Genomic DNA, 14,981 nt, shown 5'->3' on the forward strand with positions numbered 1-14,981 from the left:
ATGAAAAAACCGCCCGAAAGGGCGGTTTTTTCATTTTTCGCTTCCTGCGGACATCGCTTCGCGGATCAGCGCCAGCATTCTCTCGCTGGCGCCGCGGTGGGCGTCGCGGAAACGCACGGCGCCCTGGCGCATCGCCTCGCCGGCGGCCGGATCGTCCATCAGAGACAAAGCCGTCGACACCAGCGCGGCCGCGTCTCCCACCTGGCGGCCCGCGCCGGCCGCCAGCGAATCGGCGGCGGCCTGCTGGAAATTGAACACCGACGGACCGAACAGCGCCGGCACGCCCACCTGGGCCGGCTCGATCAGGTTGTGGCAACCGTAAGGCAGCAGGCTGCCGCCGATGAAGGCGACGTCGCAGGCCCCAAGGTAGCCGAACATCTCGCCCATGCTGTCGCCCAGCCATACCCGGGTGTCGGCGGCGATGGCGGCGCCGCCGCTGCGGCGCTGCGATTTCAAGCCGCGTTCGGCTGCCAGCTTTTCCACCTCGTCCCAGCGTTCCGGATGGCGCGGCACCAGCACCAGCAGGGTGTCGCCGACGGCGGCGCCGGCGGCCAGCCAGGCGTCCAGGATCAGCGCTTCTTCGCCGTCGCGGGTGCTGGCGCACAGCAGCGCGCGCCGCCCGCCGGCCATGGCGCGGAAATCGGCGGCCAGATGACGTTGCGCTTCCGGCACCTCGATATCATATTTGCTGCTGCCGCAAACAGAGACACTCCGAGCACCTAACTGCCGCAAACGATCGGCATCTTCAGCCGTTTGCGCGGCAACGGCGGTCAATTTAGCGATTGCCGGAGAAATCAGGCCGGCAATCTTGCGATAACCGTTCAGCGATTTTTCAGACAATCTGGCATTGGCCAGCAGCAACGGAATCCGCTGCGCCGCGGCCGCGTGGATCAGGTTGGGCCAGATTTCGGTTTCCATCAGCACGCCGCAGCGCGGCCGGTAGGCGCGCAGAAAATCGGCGGCGGCCTGCGGATAATCGTAGGGCAGGTAGCGGACCTCGGCATCCGGGTACAGCTGCTCGGCGGTGGCGCGGCCGGTCGGCGTCATCTGGGTCAGCAGCAGCGGCGCGTCCGGCCATTCGCGGCGTATCGCCGCCACCAAGGGCTGGGCGGCGCGCGTTTCGCCGACCGACACCGCGTGGATCCAGATCGCGCCGGTCGCGCTGGGCGACAGGGCCTGGCCGAAGCGCTCGTCCCAATGCTCCAGATAGGCCGGCGCCTTGCGCGCCCGCTTCTTCAGATAGCGCCGCACCAGCGGCGTCAACGCGCGCCACAGGCCGTTGTACAGCGCCAGCTGCCAGCTCATGGCCAATCCAGCCTCGTTTGCAACGCCGCCAGCGCCTCGTCCACGGTCGGACACTGGCCGATATTGCCCAGATTGGTCGCCCACGGCGTTTCCACCACGCCGGTCTGCTGCGGATCGGTATCGGTATAGATGGCCGCCACCGGCACGTTCAGGGCATTGGCCAGATGGACGAGGCCGGTGTCGACTCCGACGACGGCGCTGGCGTTGCCCAGCAGACCGGCGGCCTCTACCAGGCTCATCTTGGGCGCCACCACGGCGGCCGGCAGCCTGGCGGCCAGCCTTTGCGCGCGCGCCTTTTCCTTGTCGTTGCCCCAGGGCAGCACCGTCACCATGTCGTGCTGAGTGGATAACCTGGTGCCCAGCTCCACCCAGCGCGCTTCCGGCCATTCCTTGGACGCGCGGCTGGTGGCGTGCAGCAGCACTGCGTAGCGGCCGCTGAGCATCCAGCCCGGCCGCTCGCCGCGGCGGATGCCGAACTGCGGCGGACCGTCCGGCGCGTAGCCGAAGCTGAGGCCGAACAGCAGCCGGTTGCGGTCTATCGCCGACAGCTTGCGCGAAACCTTGTGCTTCTTGTCGTAAAACAGGCTGGCCAGCGCCTCGCGGGCACTGCCCCAACCCAGGCCAGCCAAAGGGGCGCCGGCCCAGCGGGCGGGGATCGCGCTCTTGATCAGACCCTGGCTGTCGAGCACCAGGTCGAAGCGGGCGTCGCGCAGTTTTTGCTTCAAGGCCTTCAATTCGCGCCAGGCGGACGGCTGCCACAAGCGGCGGCGCCAGCTGCGCCAGCTCAAGGTCAGCACCTCGTCCACCTGCGGATGCAGGCGGGCGATGTCGGCGAAGCTTTCCTCGGTCAACCAGCTCAAGCGGATATTCGGGTAATGCGTCTTCAGCTCGGTAATGGCCGGCCAGGTGTGGATAAGGTCGCCCATCGACGAGGTGCGCACGATCAGCACATTCATCATGGCGCGCATTGTACCCGAGCGGGGCTGTGGTTAACCAAGTAAAATCCCTCGTGACCGGATGTGGATAAACAGCTGTGAATAAGTTCGGCTGGATTTATCCACAATTCACCCAACCATTGCGCAATGCAATAATCCAATGCCTATCAACAGGACAAACCTATGAAGCAAAGGGCTTTTTCGTAATTGTCCACATCAAAAGGCTACCTTCAGCAGTTTCATCATTTTATAGTTGCGCTAATGAAAAACCGCTGAGACGAGACAAGCTGCACGCAAAAAAAGTCTTGCACAAGCAAGTCGGCAAAACTGGATCAACAACTGTGGACAACCATGAGTCTGCAGAAAACGTAAAAGTTATCCACAACTGCTCACCCGATTGACGGTAGCCCTGACAACAGCTTTGCACGACTTCCAAACATTTGAAAACAAAAGGATAAATGCACTTATCCACATGAAGAAGCCGTCTTCTACCAGTTTCTTCATTTTATAAATGGGAAAACATGAAAAGATGCGAGTCGCAATCAGCGCGGTGCTTATCACCAAAAACGCAGGCAAACAGCTTGAGCAATGTCTGCAGAGCTTGAGCTTCGCCGACGAGATCGTGGTTGTGGATTCCGGCAGCAGCGATAGCACATTGGCAATAGCCTCAGCCTATAAGGCGAAAGTTATCCACCAGGAATGGCTGGGATTCGGTCCGCAGAAGCAATTCGCGGTCAGCCAGGCCAGCCACGACTGGGTGCTGTGCCTGGATGCGGATGAATACCTTTCTGAAGAATTGTCCTTGTCTATCAACAAGATACGGGAAAATCCACAGGCGGCCGCCTACCGCTTCCCGCGCTGCAACCGTTTCATGGGCCGTTTCCTGAAACACGGCGAAGGCTACCCGGACTGGTCGCTGCGCCTGTTCGACCGCCACCGCGCGCGCTGGTCTGACGACGCGGTGCACGAGTACGTGATCTGCGACGGTCCTGTGGAAAAGCTGGCCGGCGACCTGATGCACGAATCAGGCGAAGACATCGCGCTCTACTTGTCCAAGCAGAACCGCTACACCTCGCTGCAAGCGGAGCAACTACATGCGCGCGGCAAGAAGGTCGGCGCCGGCAAGCTGCTGTTCAGCCCGCTGCTGCGCTTTTTCAAGTTCTACTTCGTCCGCCGCGGCTTTCTGGATGGACTGCCCGGCCTGGTGCACATCTCGATCGGCTGCTTCAACAGCTATATCAAGTACGCGAAGCTGATCGAACTCCGCCGTCTGGACAAAGACCGCTGACGACATGCCAGCCTGCCCAGGGGCGAAGCGGGCTTGGCTGATCACGCGGAATGACATTTGGTTTATTTGGCGGATTCCCTTAGCATGGAGCTTTGCTTCGGGAACGAACAAATGGATGCCATCCTCATCCGGCTCATGACGGAAGCCGATATCGGCGCCGTGGCTCGCTTGTGCGGCGATCTGGACTATCCGACCACTCCCGAGCAGCTGACGGCCCGCTACGCCGCCGTGCGCGCCGCGGCGGACAACGAAATCTGGGTCGCGGAACTGGGCGGCGAGGTGGTTGGCTGGATCCACGGCCACGGCGGCCATCTGCTGGAAGCGGACAGCTATGTCGAAATCGGCGGCATTGTCGTCGATCCGGCCTGCCGCAGCCTGGGCATCGGCCGCTTGCTGCTGGAAACCTGCGAGCAATGGGCGCAGGACCGCGGCTATGCCCGCATTCGGCTGCGCTCCGGCATCCATCGCACCTGGGCCCACGCTTTCTACCATCGCCTCGGCTACCAGCAGAAAAGCACCGGCATCACTTTCGCGCTCGACCTGCCGCGGCGCGATTGAGCGCGGCCGGCCTATCCACACGCTCCAGGACCACACGCATGCCGATCCGTTTTCCCGCTCCGCTCCAGCCCGGCGACGCCATCGCCGTCACCGCTTTTTCCTCCGGCGTCCATCCAAGGCTGCATGGCCGGCTGGACGACGCGCTGAACGAGCTGCGCGCGCGCGGCTACCGGGTGGTGGAGGGCGAGTGCCTGCGGGACGAGAAACACGACGCCAGCGCGCCGGCCGCGGCGCGGCTGGGCGAATTGCGGCGCTTCCTGTTCGACCCCGAGATCCGCGCCATCCTGCCGCCCTGGGGCGGCGAGCGGGCGATCGAGCTGCTGCCGGGTCTGGATTTCGCCGCGCTGGCCGGGCTGCCGCCGAAGTGGATCGCCGGTTTCTCCGACGTCTCCACCCTGATGGCGCCGCTGACGCTATGCGCCGGCTGGGCGACGCTGCACGGCCCCAACCTGATGGACCTGCCTTTGAAAGACAGGCTGTTCGGCAACGAGGCGCTGCTGGCGGCGCTGGAGACCGGCATGCCGCCGGCGCAGGAACCGCATGGCCAGTACTGGCGCTGGGACGAGCCGGGCCGGCAGTTCGCCAACCGTGTGAGGCTCCTGGGCGGCGGCAGCGGAAAAATGGAAGGACGATTGATAGGCGGTTGCCTGGATGTGCTGGCATCGCTGCAGGGCACGCCGTATTTCGATCTGGACGCGTTCAAGGCCGAGCCGGCCATCCTGTACCTGGAAAACTGCGAACTCGCGCCCTGCGGCGTTTTAAGGGCCTTGGCGGGCCTCAGGCTGTCCGGGACGCTGGATGGCCTCTCCGGGCTGGTGTTGGGCCGCAGCGGCGCCCAGGATGCCGCGGACGGGCAAGCATTGCGCTATCAGGACGCCTTGCGCGCCGCGCTGGACGGTTTGCCCTATCCGGTAGTCATCGATGCCGACATCGGCCACGTGCCGCCGCAATGGAGCCTGCTCAACGGCGCCTGGGCGGTGTTGGAGGTGTTTGGCGAGGGGCGGGCCAGGCTGGAGCAGCGCGCGGCGCGCTGACGGCGTTTACAGCGCCATCCGGTAGAAAACCACGCGCTCGGTTTCCTCGAAGCCCAGCGCCTGGTGCGCTTGCTGCGAAACCAGGTTGTCCAGGGCGGTGTCGGACGCGAGCTCCGCGCAGCCGCGGTCCCGCGACCAGTCTTTTGCCGCGCCCAGCAGCCGGCCGGCGACGCCGGTCCGGCGATGCGCCGGCGCCACGTACAGGCCTTCGATGAAGCCGACCGGCGAATGGTGCGTTCCATTGACGTAGTCATGACGAAGCGCGACCTCGATCAGCCCGATCGCGCCGCATGAAGCGTCTGTTGCGACGAAGGCCGCGTAACGGGCCGGCTCGGCCGTTTGCGCGTCGATCTCGCGCCGGTGTTCATCGGATGGGCAATCCGGCCACAGCGCGGCGCGCAGCGCCAGCCAGACGTCCGGACGGGAGCAGGCGGGGGCGATGGTCATATCGACTCGAACTCAGGCTGCGGCAGGTGGTGGCGCTGCACCAGGATCTTGTCCACCCGGGTGCGGTCCATGTCCACCACCTCGAAGCTGAAGCCGTTCCATTCGAAACGGTCGGTGACGCTGGGCACGCGGCCCAGCTGGTACAGCATCACGCCGGCCAGGGTGTGGATATTGCCGCCGGCCTCGCCCGGCAGCGGCGCTTCCAGCTCGAAGAACTCGCGGAAACGGTCCAGCGACACCATGCCGTCCACCAGCCAGCTGCCATCCTCTCTTTGTACGATCTCGTCTTCTTCGCCGTCGATAGCCGGCAGATCGCCGACGATGGCTTCCATCACGTTGTTGATCGACACCAGGCCTTCCAGCTCGCCGTACTCGTCGACCACCAGCGCGCTGTGGCTGCGCGCCTGCTTGAACTGCTCCAGCAGCTGCATCAGCGAGCAGGTGGACGGCACGTACAGCGGCGGCGACAGCTCGGCGGCGAAATCCAGCGCCTCGCCCCTGAGCAGGCGGTCCAGCAGCGTCTTGGCGTTGAGCATGCCTATCACCTGGTCGGTGTCGCCGCGGCAGACCGGGAAATGGCTGAACGGATGGCCCAACAGCAGCTCGCGGTTGCGTTCCGGGCCGTCTTCCAGGTCCAGGATCACCACGTCCTTGCGCGGCGTCATCACCGCCGACGCCTTGCGGTTGTCCAGGCGGAAGATGTTTTCCACCAGCTCCTGTTCGGCGCGGTCGAACACGCCCTCGTCGGCGCCTTGCTCCATCAGCGTGCGGATCTCGTCCTCGGTGATGGACGGCTCGTCGCTCTTCTTCGCGCCCAGCACGCGCAGCAGGCCGTCGGTGACGCGGCTGAACACCTGCACCAGCGGCGCGCTCGCGCGCGACAGCAGCAGCATCGGCCGCGCCAGCGCCATCGCCACCCGTTCCGGGTTCAGCAGCGCCAGCCGCTTGGGCACCAGCTCGCCCAGGATCAGCGACAGCGTGGTGATGAACAGCACCATGGCGACGACCGACAGCGGCTTGGCGTACGGCGCCAGCGGCGCGTAGCGGGCCAGCGATTCGCGCAGGTGCTCGGACAGCGCCGCCTCGCCGTAGACGCCGGACAGGATGCTGATCGAGGTGATGCCGATCTGGATGGTGGACAGGAAGCGGGTGGGCTCGGCGGCCAGCGCCAGCGCGGCGCGGGCGCCGCGGTGGCCGTCGTCGGCCCTTTGCTGCAGCCTGATCTTGCGCGAGGAGACGATGGCGATCTCGGCCATCGCGAATACCGCGTTCAACAGGATCAGGCCCAGCAGCAGTAGAATTTCCACGATGAGGAAAGGGGAAAGTGGGAGAGCTACTAGCTTAGGGCAAGCCGCCCGCCGCGCAAAGCGGCGCGGCGGAGAATCGGATTCAGAACAGGCAGCTTTGCGCGGCGGGGGCCGTCGCCCAGCGCACCGGCTGGCGGCCGCGGGCGATCAGCCAGGCGTTGACCTGGGAGAAGTGGCGGCAGCCGTGGAAACCGCGGCTGGCCGACAGCGGCGACGGGTGGGCGGCGGTCAGCACCAGGTGGCGGGAGGCGTCGATGCGTTCGGCCTTGGTCTGCGCCCAGTTGCCCCACAGCAGGAACACGCAGCCGGGGTTGTCGCGGTTCACCGCGTCGATCAGCGCGTCGCTGACCGTTTGCCAGCCCAGCTTGCCGTGGCTGCCGGCCTTGTCCCGCTCGACGGTCAGCACGCTGTTGAGCAGCAGCACGCCCTGTTGCGCCCAGTGGGTGAGATCGCCGCTGGCGGGCACGCCGAGGCCGAGATCGGCCGCCAGCTCCTTGTAGATGTTGCGCAGGGACGGCGGCACGCGCGCGCCGTCCGGCACCGAGAACGACAGGCCCATCGCCTCGCCGTCGCCGTGGTACGGATCCTGGCCCAGGATCACCACCTTGACGTCGGCCGGCGCGGCGAAAGCCAGCGCGTTGAACACCTGGGGCGGCGGCGGGAACAGCGTCTTGCCGTCCTGCTGCTGCAAGACCAGCAGGCGGTCGATTTCGGCCAGGCGGGCGGCGACGGCGGCTTGGTCCAATACCGCTTCCCAGTCGGGATGGATGCGGGCGAGGGCGGGGGCGAGGTAGGTCAATGAGGGCATATCGGGTTCTTTGCGGCGGATCGCCAGGCGGTTAACGTGGCTTGGAATGGCGGTGGCGCGATTCGTTCCAAAACAAAACACCGCCCGGGGGCGGTGTCAGGCAGGGTGGGTCACCCCAATGGGGCGACGCGCCAAGACATCAATACCGGGCGACGGCCGGGTCCACCTGGACCGACCAGGCGTCGATGCCGCCCTGCAGGTTGATCACGTCGTCGAAGCCGGCGTTCTGCAGGAACAGCGCCACCTGGGCGCTGCGCATGCCGTGGTGGCAGATGGCGACGATGGGCGCGTCGTCGGGCAGTTCGCTCATCCGGATCGGGATCAGATTCATCGGGATGTGGACACTGCCTTCGATGTGCGCGAGCTGATATTCCCAGCCCTCGCGCACGTCCAGCAGCACCGGCCGCGCGGCCTGGGGATCTGCCAGTTGCGCGGCGAGCGCCGGGGCGGTGATTTCGCGCAGCATGATCAGAAGCTGAAACGGGCGGGTTCCACCGCCTCGAATTTCTTCAGCCGCTCGACACAGGTTTCGAACAGCGCGGTTTCGCGGAAGCTGGTGTTGGTCTCGCGCTCGATCAGCTTGCAGGCCATCACCGGCAGATCGCCGGCCACCAGGATCAGGCGGCCGCCGACAGCCAGCTGGTTCTTCAGTTCCTGCGGCACGACCGGCAGCGAGCCGCCGACCACGATCACGTCGTAAGGCGCTTGCTCGGCCAGGCCCAGCACGCCGTCGCCCTCGACCAGGGTGACGTTGGCGATGCCGGCCTTCTTCAGATTGGCGGCGGCAAGCGCTTTTTGCGCCGGATCGATCTCCACGCTCACCACCTGCTTGCCCATCTTGGCCAGCAGCGCGGTCAGATAGCCGCTGCCGGTGCCGATCTCCAGGATCTTGTCGCTCGGCTGGATGGCGGCGTCCTGCACCAGGCGCGCTTCCATCTTCGGCTGCAGCATCTTGCTGCCGTTGGGCAGCGGCAGCTCGGTGTCGACGAAGGCCAGCTGGCGCTGATTGTCGGCGACGAAGTCCTCGCGTTTCACGTGAAACAGCAGATCCAGCACGTTGGTATCCAGAACATCCCACGGGCGAATCTGCTGTTCGACCATGTTGAAACGGGTTTTTTCGAAATCCATCAACTTAAACTCCGGAGGGCTGGGAGTCCGCTCCGCCCAGGGAGGACAGCGTCGGCGGCAAGGACTCGAGTGATGACGATAACTTGCGATTATCCCATATTTGCCTTACCTTCACACGGCATCGCTAGGGGTCCTGCGCCTGGCGTTCGGCGCAGATGGCTAGCAAAGTGTAGGCCATGGCGGCGGATGACGGAGCGCGGGTGAGAAATACCCTTGGAACCTGACCCGGATAATACCGGCGTAGGGAAGCGTCACCTGCCCGCCATGGCCTCGCCATACCCGCAGCCGGCCTGTCCGGACCGCTCCTTGCGCCGCTTCATCGTTTTTGGAGACCCGCCCGATGAACGCGCCCGTGAACAAGCAGATGGTGGTGGACGCCGCCGCCATCCAGCCCTTGCCCAATTCCCGCAAGATTTACGTCGAGGGCAGCCGCCCGGACATTCAAGTGCCGATGCGCGAGATCCGCCAGGCGGACACGCCGACCCAATTCGGCGGCGAAAAAAACCCTCCCATCTTCGTCTACGACACTAGCGGCCCGTATAGCGATCCGGCCGCCCGCATCGACATCCAGAGCGGCCTCGCGCCCTTGCGCGCCGCCTGGATCGCCCAGCGCGGCGATTGCGAGCAGCTCCCCGGCCTGTCCAGCGAATACGGCCGCGCCCGCGAGGCCGACCCCAAGCTCGCCGAGCTGCGCTTCAATCTGCAGCGCAAGCCGCGCCGCGCCAAGGCCGGCCGCAACGTGACGCAGATGCACTACGCCCGCCGCGGCATCGTCACGCCGGAGATGGAGTTCGTCGCCATCCGAGAGAACCTGAACCGCCGCGCCTACGTAGAGTCGCTGCAGGCCGCCGGCAACCGGCGCCTGCTGGACTTGATGACGCGCCAGCACCAGGGCCAGAGCTTCGGCGCCCATCTGCCCGAAGAGATCACGCCGGAGTTCGTGCGTGAGGAGATTGCCGCCGGCCGCGCCATCATCCCGGCCAACATCAATCACCCGGAAAGCGAACCGATGATCATCGGCCGCAACTTTCTGGTGAAAATCAACGGCAATATCGGCAATAGCGCGGTAACGTCGTCGATATCCGAAGAAGTTGACAAGATGACCTGGGGCATCCGCTGGGGCGCGGACACCATCATGGACCTGTCCACCGGCAAGAACATCCACGAAACGCGGGAGTGGATTCTGCGCAACAGCCCGGTGCCGATCGGCACCGTGCCCATCTACCAGGCGCTGGAGAAGGTGAACGGCAAGGCCGAGGACCTGAGTTGGGAAATCTTCCGCGACACGCTGATCGAGCAGGCCGAGCAGGGCGTGGACTACTTCACCATCCACGCCGGCGTGCGCCTGGCTTACGTGCCGATGACCGCCAACCGCATGACCGGCATCGTGTCGCGCGGCGGCTCCATCATGGCCAAGTGGTGTCTGGCGCATCACCGCGAGAACTTCCTCTACACCCACTTCGAGGACATCTGCGAAATCATGAAGGCCTACGACGTGGCCTTCAGCCTGGGCGACGGCCTGCGGCCGGGCAGCGCCTGGGACGCCAACGACGAGGCGCAGCTGTCGGAGTTGAAGACGCTGGGCGAGTTGACCGAGATCGCTTGGAAACACGATGTGCAAGTGATGATAGAAGGCCCGGGCCATGTGCCGATGCAGCTGATCAAGGAGAATATGGACAAGGAGCTGGAATGGTGCCGCGAAGCGCCGTTCTACACCCTGGGGCCGCTGACCACCGACATCGCGCCCGGCTACGACCACATCACTTCGGCCATCGGCGCGGCGCAGATCGGCTGGTACGGCACCGCGATGCTGTGCTACGTGACGCAGAAGGAACACCTGGGCCTGCCGAACAAGCACGACGTGAAAGAGGGCATCATCACCTACAAGCTGGCGGCGCACGCGGCCGACCTGGCCAAGGGCCATCCCGGCGCGCAGATCCGCGACAACGCGCTGTCCAAGGCGCGCTTCGAATTCCGCTGGGAGGACCAGTTCAACCTGGGCCTGGACCCGGACAAGGCGCGCGACTTCCACGACGAGACCCTGCCCAAGGACAGCGCCAAGGTGGCGCACTTCTGCAGCATGTGCGGTCCGCACTTCTGCAGCATGAAGATCACCCAGGATGTGCGCGAGTACGCGGCCAGCCAGGGCGTAGGCGAGCAGGACGCGCTGCGGCTGGGCATGCGGGAAAAGGCGATCGAATTCGTCAAGGGAGGCGGCAAGCTGTATGACAAGGTGTAAGGCATGAGCGTTTTCTGGTATTTCGAGTAATTTGTTTGGCATAAGATGGCGGCGGGCCGGTGCATCGCCGGCCGCCTTCACTCGGATTGCCAAGAAAAAAAACATGCTGAAATCGTTTTTTGCCGCCGCCGATAGCGGCGGCGCCACCGTGGATACCCGGTTGCTGAATCCGCGCCTGCGGGCCGGCGAGACGCTGCGCGGCGAGGTCGTGGTCAGCGGAGGAGCCGTCGACCAGGACATCGCCAGGATAGCGCTGCTGTTGCTGGCCGAGGCTGAGCGCGGCGGCGGGGAACGCCGCGAGGCGCTGACGCTGGCCAGCCTGCCGGTCAGCGGACCGTGCCGGATTCCGGCGGCTTGCCAATGGAGGCTGCCGTTCCAGCTGACGCTGCCGGAAGATACCCCCGTCAACTGTCATCCGGCCCTGGGCGGCGAGCCGCTGGTGTGGATCCATACCGATCTGGCGCTGAACAGGCCGCGCGACGCCGGCGGCGGCGATCGGCTGCAGGTGCTGCCGACGCGGCAGGCGGAGACGGTGCTGCGGGCTTTCTCCAGCCTGGGTTGGGAATTGTCCGGCCCCGCCCGCGCGACCGGCTCGCCGGTGTGCCGGCAGTGGTTCGAACTGCGGCCGCGCGACGCCGGCTGGAACTGGAACGGCATCGCGCTGACCTTCGTGTCCGATGGCCGGGGCGTTTCCCACGCGATGGTCGAAATCGACGCCGCGGATGGCGAGCACTGCCTGAGCCTGCGGATGGAGCCGGATTGGGAAGACAGGGATTGGGAGCTGGAAATCCGCGCCAGATTGGGATGGTGAGCGCCAAAACCGGCCGATGGGGCCGGTTTTCCGCTTGCTGGCGGACAGAGGCTGCCGCGGAGGTCTAGCATGAGGGAGTGGACCAGCCCAGGGAGTCAGCGATGGACACCAGCAATCACTTGTTGCCCGGCCTGTTTCGCCAGCTGGGCCTGGAAGACGAGCCGGCCGCCATCCGCGCCTTCATCGACAGCCACCCGCTGCCGCCTCGCGTCCCCTTGCCCGAGGCGCCGTTCTGGACGCCCGCGCAGGCGGCTTTCTTGCGTCAGGCGCTGGAATGCGACGCCGAATGGAGCGAGGCGGCGGACGAGCTGGCGGTGCTGTTGCAACAGGGCGAAGCGTAGCGTGTGTGGATAAAGTCGAGAACGGACGGTGGCTTGTGGATAAGCCGCCGTATGCCGTTTTCCGCGCCAGCGCCTATACGGCGGCGACGTAAACCCAAGTGCGCCGGCCGTCGTCGATCGCCGCCGTCGCCTTCCCATTGCCGCCATAGCGGCCGGATGTCGATGAAGAAGATGCCGTCCTCGCCCAGCCTCACGCCGGGTTCGGACGGCGCGCCGAAGGTTTTCAGCGTATTCGCGCCGAAGCGGGCGTAGACATCGTGCCAGCTTCGCAGCATGCCGGCCGATATTGTCGGCGATGCCGCGCACGGCGTTCCGTGTGCGCCGGCGAACGTCAAGCATGGCATCGCGCTGGTCGGCCGCGCCGACGGCTTCTTGCGGCCAAGCGGCTGGCTGGAAGGCTTGAATCCGGCGAAGGGCATTGAATGTCAGTCCCGCGGCATATAGCTTTAAGGGATACCGTGCAGACGGGGAGCGGGATGAAACAGACCGATCAAACCCTGCTGGAACAGCTGCGCATCACCGAGTTCGAGATCGAGCAGCGCAAGCATCTGTTCGCGTTGGCGCCGCGCGACGAAATGCTGCTGCGCGCGGCGGGCAACCTGGTGGAATCGCATCTGGAAGAACTGGTGACGCGATTTTACGAGCTGCAGACCAGCACGCCGGAAATCGCGCTGCTGATCGGCGACGCCGACACGCTGCAGCGGCTGCGCAGCGCGCAGCGCCGCTACGTGGTCGACCTGTTCAGCGGCATCTACGATCTGGAATACGTGAACATCCGCTTGCGCATCGGACTGGTGCACAAGCGCATCGGCGTCGAGCCCAAGCTGTACCTGGCCGCGGTGGATTCGTTGAAGTTCCTGCTGGCGGAAAAGCTGACCGAGCTGATACCGGATGCCGAGGTTCGGCTGCACACCTTGCAGGCGCTGGACAAGCTGATGATGTTCGACGTGGCGCTGGTGTTCGAGACCTATATCCGCAGCCTGGTGGCGGAGATCGAAACCTCGCGCAACAAGTCCGAGCAGTACGCGCGCACGCTGGAGGAAAAGGTGGCGACGCGCACCCGCCAGCTGGAGGAGCTGTCGCGCACCGATCCCTTGACCGGACTGCTCAACCGGCGCTATCTGGACGAGACGCTGACCCGGGTGCTGCGCAGCGCGCAGCGCCGCCGCGAAAAAGTGGCGCTGGTGTATCTGGACGTCGACCATTTCAAGCTGCTCAACGACAGCGAAGGCCACCAGCGCGGCGACGAGGTGCTGCGCCTGCTGGGCGAGACCATCAGCCGCATCACCCGCCTCGAGGACGGCTGCTTCCGCTACGGCGGCGACGAGTTCTGCATCGTGCTGCCCAATTGCGACCAGAAGCAGGCGGAAGAAACCTTTCTCCAGCGCCTGGTCGACGAACTCGCCACCATCTTGCCGGGCTTGAGCCTGAGCGTCGGCTGTTCGGAAACCGGGCCCGACGATTTCGTGCTGCCGGAGGAGCTGCTGGGCAAGGCCGACCAGCGCATGTACGAGATGAAGCAGCGCCACCGGATGGATCCGGCGGCCGGCCCGGGCAAGGCCGATGAGAAAGCCAGCGAGGACGCGCCGGTAGTCGGGCGCTAGTGCCGGCGCACCCGGTCGCGTCCGTCCTGCTTGGCCAGGTACAAGGCTTGGTCGGCTTTCTGCTGGGCCTCGGCGAAATCCTGGCGGCGGCAATCCCATTCGTGCGCGCCGGCGGAGAAGGTGCAGCGCAGTTCCGGATGGCCGGGCAGCGGCGCCAGCTGGCGGAAAGCCTGCAGCAGCCGTTCCGCCGCCTGCACGGCGTCGTCGATGTCGGCGTCCGGCATCAGCAGGCAGAACTCCTCCCCGCCGTAACGGATCAGCATGTCGTTGTCGCGGATGCCGCTGCGCAGCACCATCGCCAGCGCCTGCAGCACCGCGTCGCCGGCCGGGTGGCCGTAGCGGTCGTTGACCGACTTGAAATGGTCGATGTCCAGCATCACCACGCACACGCGCTCCACCGAGGCTTCCAGCGTGCGCAGCCAGTATTGCAGCGCGCGGCGGTTGCCGGCGCCGGTCAGCGGATCCAGGTTGGCGGCGTCCTCCAGCCGGTTGTGCTGGCGCTGCAGCACGATGTTGAGAAAGCCCACCGCGCCGCAGACCTGGGCGGCGGCGGCGAAGGCCAGCGCCAGTTGATGCAGTTGATCCAGATTGTCCGGCTGGATCGGCGTCGCCTGCAGCCTGAGATAGAAATCGCTGGCGTCGCGCCAGATAAACAGCAGCGCGCCCAGCAGAAACAGCAGCGCGGTGGGGCTGAAGCGGTTGCGGCTGACCAGGCGCTCGGCGCGCTGGTATAGCCAGGCCGCGGCCAGATAGAGGATGGGGATCTCGGCGCTTTCCAGCGCCAGCATCAGCGGGGGATAAGGCAGCAGCTTGTCCAGCGCCGACACCGCGCCGAAGGCCAGCCACAGCCAGTTGGGCGGCTTGAGGCCGGTGACGCGGGCGATGATGGTCAGCTGCAGCGCGATGCCGGCGTTGCTCATGCCGCTGCCCAGCGCCAGGCGCAGCATTTCTCCCTTGCCGGGCTCCACGTAGCCTTCCACCAGCATGCCGGCGGCCAGCAGCAGCGAGGCCTGCAGCCAGCGGCGCCGCGCCCGCATCAGGTCGGAGCGCACGCTGTGCTGCCAGGTGATGAGACCGATGCTGGCGACCGCCAGCGAAACCATGATCAGCAGGGAATTGGACATGCGGGCCTGTTGCGGGAGGAGAGAGCCATCGTCTCATCCTAGCAAAGGCGTT

At 65.5% G+C, this 14,981-nt stretch carries 17 protein-coding genes and 1 riboswitch; of the genes, 9 read left to right on the forward strand and 8 right to left on the reverse strand.

What is annotated here, in order from left to right:
• Nucleotides 1-30: 30 nt before the first annotated feature.
• Both waaA and waaC read right to left on the reverse strand, forming a co-directional pair.
• Nucleotides 31-1,305, reverse strand: coding sequence for a lipid IV(A) 3-deoxy-D-manno-octulosonic acid transferase (gene waaA / locus CV_RS01055; RefSeq protein WP_011133780.1), 1,275 nt, complete (start codon nt 1,303-1,305; stop codon nt 31-33).
• Complete coding sequence (waaC, locus tag CV_RS01060) at nt 1,302-2,261, reverse strand: lipopolysaccharide heptosyltransferase I (RefSeq protein WP_011133781.1); 960 nt, start codon at nt 2,259-2,261, stop codon at nt 1,302-1,304. Before waaC ends, waaA begins: the two co-directional genes overlap by 4 nt.
• A 77-nt stretch (nt 2,262-2,338) precedes the next feature.
• On the opposite strand from waaC, the gene CV_RS23260 reads away from it, so the two are divergent.
• The 4 genes from CV_RS23260 (at nt 2,339) to CV_RS01075 (ending at nt 5,120) form a co-directional block, all read left to right on the forward strand.
• Complete coding sequence (locus CV_RS23260) at nt 2,339-2,641, forward strand: hypothetical protein (protein ID WP_011133782.1); 303 nt, start codon at nt 2,339-2,341, stop codon at nt 2,639-2,641.
• Between the two features lie 149 nt (nt 2,642-2,790).
• On the forward strand, nt 2,791-3,528 hold the full coding sequence (locus CV_RS01065) for a glycosyltransferase family 2 protein (protein WP_265101788.1): 738 nt from the start codon (nt 2,791-2,793) through the stop codon (nt 3,526-3,528).
• Between the two features lie 111 nt (nt 3,529-3,639).
• The gene (locus CV_RS01070; protein WP_158303292.1) at nt 3,640-4,086 is read left to right on the forward strand and encodes a GNAT family N-acetyltransferase; all 447 of its coding nucleotides are present in this window, start codon (nt 3,640-3,642) and stop codon (nt 4,084-4,086) included.
• 38 nt (nt 4,087-4,124) lie between these two features.
• Nucleotides 4,125-5,120 (forward strand): S66 family peptidase, encoded by a 996-nt coding sequence (locus tag CV_RS01075; RefSeq protein ID WP_043595216.1) that lies wholly within the window; start codon nt 4,125-4,127, stop codon nt 5,118-5,120.
• 6 nt (nt 5,121-5,126) lie between these two features.
• Here CV_RS01075 and aac(6') read toward each other — a convergent pair whose 3' ends face one another.
• The 5 genes from aac(6') to CV_RS01100 all read right to left on the reverse strand — a co-directional run bounded on the left by aac(6') (nt 5,127) and on the right by CV_RS01100 (nt 8,810).
• Nucleotides 5,127-5,567, reverse strand: coding sequence for an aminoglycoside 6'-N-acetyltransferase (gene aac(6'), locus CV_RS01080; RefSeq protein WP_011133785.1), 441 nt, complete (start codon nt 5,565-5,567; stop codon nt 5,127-5,129).
• Nucleotides 5,564-6,874 carry a hemolysin family protein gene (locus CV_RS01085; protein WP_011133786.1) on the reverse strand — a complete coding sequence of 437 codons (1,311 nt, stop codon included), beginning with the start codon at nt 6,872-6,874 and terminating at the stop codon, nt 5,564-5,566. Before CV_RS01085 ends, aac(6') begins: the two co-directional genes overlap by 4 nt.
• A gap of 82 nt (nt 6,875-6,956) precedes the next feature.
• Nucleotides 6,957-7,682, reverse strand: a complete 726-nt coding sequence (locus CV_RS01090; RefSeq protein ID WP_043595221.1) for a uracil-DNA glycosylase — start codon at nt 7,680-7,682, stop codon at nt 6,957-6,959.
• Nucleotides 7,683-7,821: 139 nt separating this feature from the next.
• Complete coding sequence (locus CV_RS01095; RefSeq protein ID WP_011133788.1) at nt 7,822-8,148, reverse strand: rhodanese-like domain-containing protein; 327 nt, start codon at nt 8,146-8,148, stop codon at nt 7,822-7,824.
• Between the two features lie 2 nt (nt 8,149-8,150).
• On the reverse strand, nt 8,151-8,810 hold the full coding sequence (locus tag CV_RS01100; protein WP_011133789.1) for a protein-L-isoaspartate O-methyltransferase family protein: 660 nt from the start codon (nt 8,808-8,810) through the stop codon (nt 8,151-8,153).
• Between the two features lie 116 nt (nt 8,811-8,926).
• Nucleotides 8,927-9,074: riboswitch (TPP riboswitch) on the forward strand.
• A gap of 100 nt (nt 9,075-9,174) precedes the next feature.
• On the opposite strand from CV_RS01100, the gene thiC reads away from it, so the two are divergent.
• The 5 genes from thiC (at nt 9,175) to CV_RS01120 (ending at nt 13,805) form a co-directional block, all read left to right on the forward strand.
• Complete coding sequence (gene thiC, locus CV_RS01105; protein WP_370448044.1) at nt 9,175-11,049, forward strand: phosphomethylpyrimidine synthase ThiC; 1,875 nt, start codon at nt 9,175-9,177, stop codon at nt 11,047-11,049.
• Between the two features lie 103 nt (nt 11,050-11,152).
• Nucleotides 11,153-11,860: a sporulation protein gene (locus CV_RS01110; protein ID WP_011133791.1), complete on the forward strand. Its 708-nt coding sequence runs from the start codon at nt 11,153-11,155 to the stop codon at nt 11,858-11,860.
• A gap of 101 nt (nt 11,861-11,961) precedes the next feature.
• Nucleotides 11,962-12,201 carry a DUF2789 domain-containing protein gene (locus tag CV_RS01115; RefSeq protein WP_011133792.1) on the forward strand — a complete coding sequence of 80 codons (240 nt, stop codon included), beginning with the start codon at nt 11,962-11,964 and terminating at the stop codon, nt 12,199-12,201.
• A gap of 273 nt (nt 12,202-12,474) precedes the next feature.
• Nucleotides 12,475-12,645, forward strand: coding sequence for a hypothetical protein (locus CV_RS23745; RefSeq protein ID WP_011133793.1), 171 nt, complete (start codon nt 12,475-12,477; stop codon nt 12,643-12,645).
• 32 nt (nt 12,646-12,677) lie between these two features.
• Nucleotides 12,678-13,805: a GGDEF domain-containing protein gene (locus tag CV_RS01120; protein ID WP_011133794.1), complete on the forward strand. Its 1,128-nt coding sequence runs from the start codon at nt 12,678-12,680 to the stop codon at nt 13,803-13,805.
• Here CV_RS01120 and CV_RS21925 read toward each other — a convergent pair.
• A complete protein-coding gene (locus CV_RS21925; RefSeq protein WP_011133795.1) occupies nt 13,802-14,929 on the reverse strand; it encodes a GGDEF domain-containing protein in 1,128 nt (375 codons plus the stop codon). The genes CV_RS01120 and CV_RS21925 overlap by 4 nt on opposite strands.
• Nucleotides 14,930-14,981: the final 52 nt, after the last annotated feature.

The organism is Chromobacterium violaceum ATCC 12472 (genome assembly GCF_000007705.1).
In the GTDB taxonomy this organism is placed as follows: Bacteria; Pseudomonadota; Gammaproteobacteria; order Burkholderiales; family Chromobacteriaceae; genus Chromobacterium; species Chromobacterium violaceum.

Bases quoted from the DNA above. Each gene is read 5' to 3' on its own strand.
- waaA (WP_011133780.1), bottom strand. From the start codon at position 1,305: ATGAGCTGGCAGCTGGCGCTGTACAACGGCCTGTGGCGCGCGTTGACG.
- waaC (WP_011133781.1), bottom strand. From the start codon at position 2,261: ATGAATGTGCTGATCGTGCGCACCTCGTCGATGGGCGACCTTATCCAC.
- CV_RS01070 (WP_158303292.1), top strand. From the start codon at position 3,640: ATGGATGCCATCCTCATCCGGCTCATGACGGAAGCCGATATCGGCGCC.
- CV_RS01075 (WP_043595216.1), top strand. From the start codon at position 4,125: ATGCCGATCCGTTTTCCCGCTCCGCTCCAGCCCGGCGACGCCATCGCC.
- CV_RS01090 (WP_043595221.1), bottom strand. From the start codon at position 7,682: ATGCCCTCATTGACCTACCTCGCCCCCGCCCTCGCCCGCATCCATCCC.
- CV_RS01095 (WP_011133788.1), bottom strand. From the start codon at position 8,148: ATGCTGCGCGAAATCACCGCCCCGGCGCTCGCCGCGCAACTGGCAGAT.
- CV_RS01100 (WP_011133789.1), bottom strand. From the start codon at position 8,810: ATGGATTTCGAAAAAACCCGTTTCAACATGGTCGAACAGCAGATTCGC.
- thiC (WP_370448044.1), top strand. From the start codon at position 9,175: ATGGTGGTGGACGCCGCCGCCATCCAGCCCTTGCCCAATTCCCGCAAG.
- CV_RS01110 (WP_011133791.1), top strand. From the start codon at position 11,153: ATGCTGAAATCGTTTTTTGCCGCCGCCGATAGCGGCGGCGCCACCGTG.
- CV_RS01115 (WP_011133792.1), top strand. From the start codon at position 11,962: ATGGACACCAGCAATCACTTGTTGCCCGGCCTGTTTCGCCAGCTGGGC.
- CV_RS23745 (WP_011133793.1), top strand. From the start codon at position 12,475: ATGCCGGCCGATATTGTCGGCGATGCCGCGCACGGCGTTCCGTGTGCG.
- CV_RS01120 (WP_011133794.1), top strand. From the start codon at position 12,678: ATGAAACAGACCGATCAAACCCTGCTGGAACAGCTGCGCATCACCGAG.
- CV_RS21925 (WP_011133795.1), bottom strand. From the start codon at position 14,929: ATGTCCAATTCCCTGCTGATCATGGTTTCGCTGGCGGTCGCCAGCATC.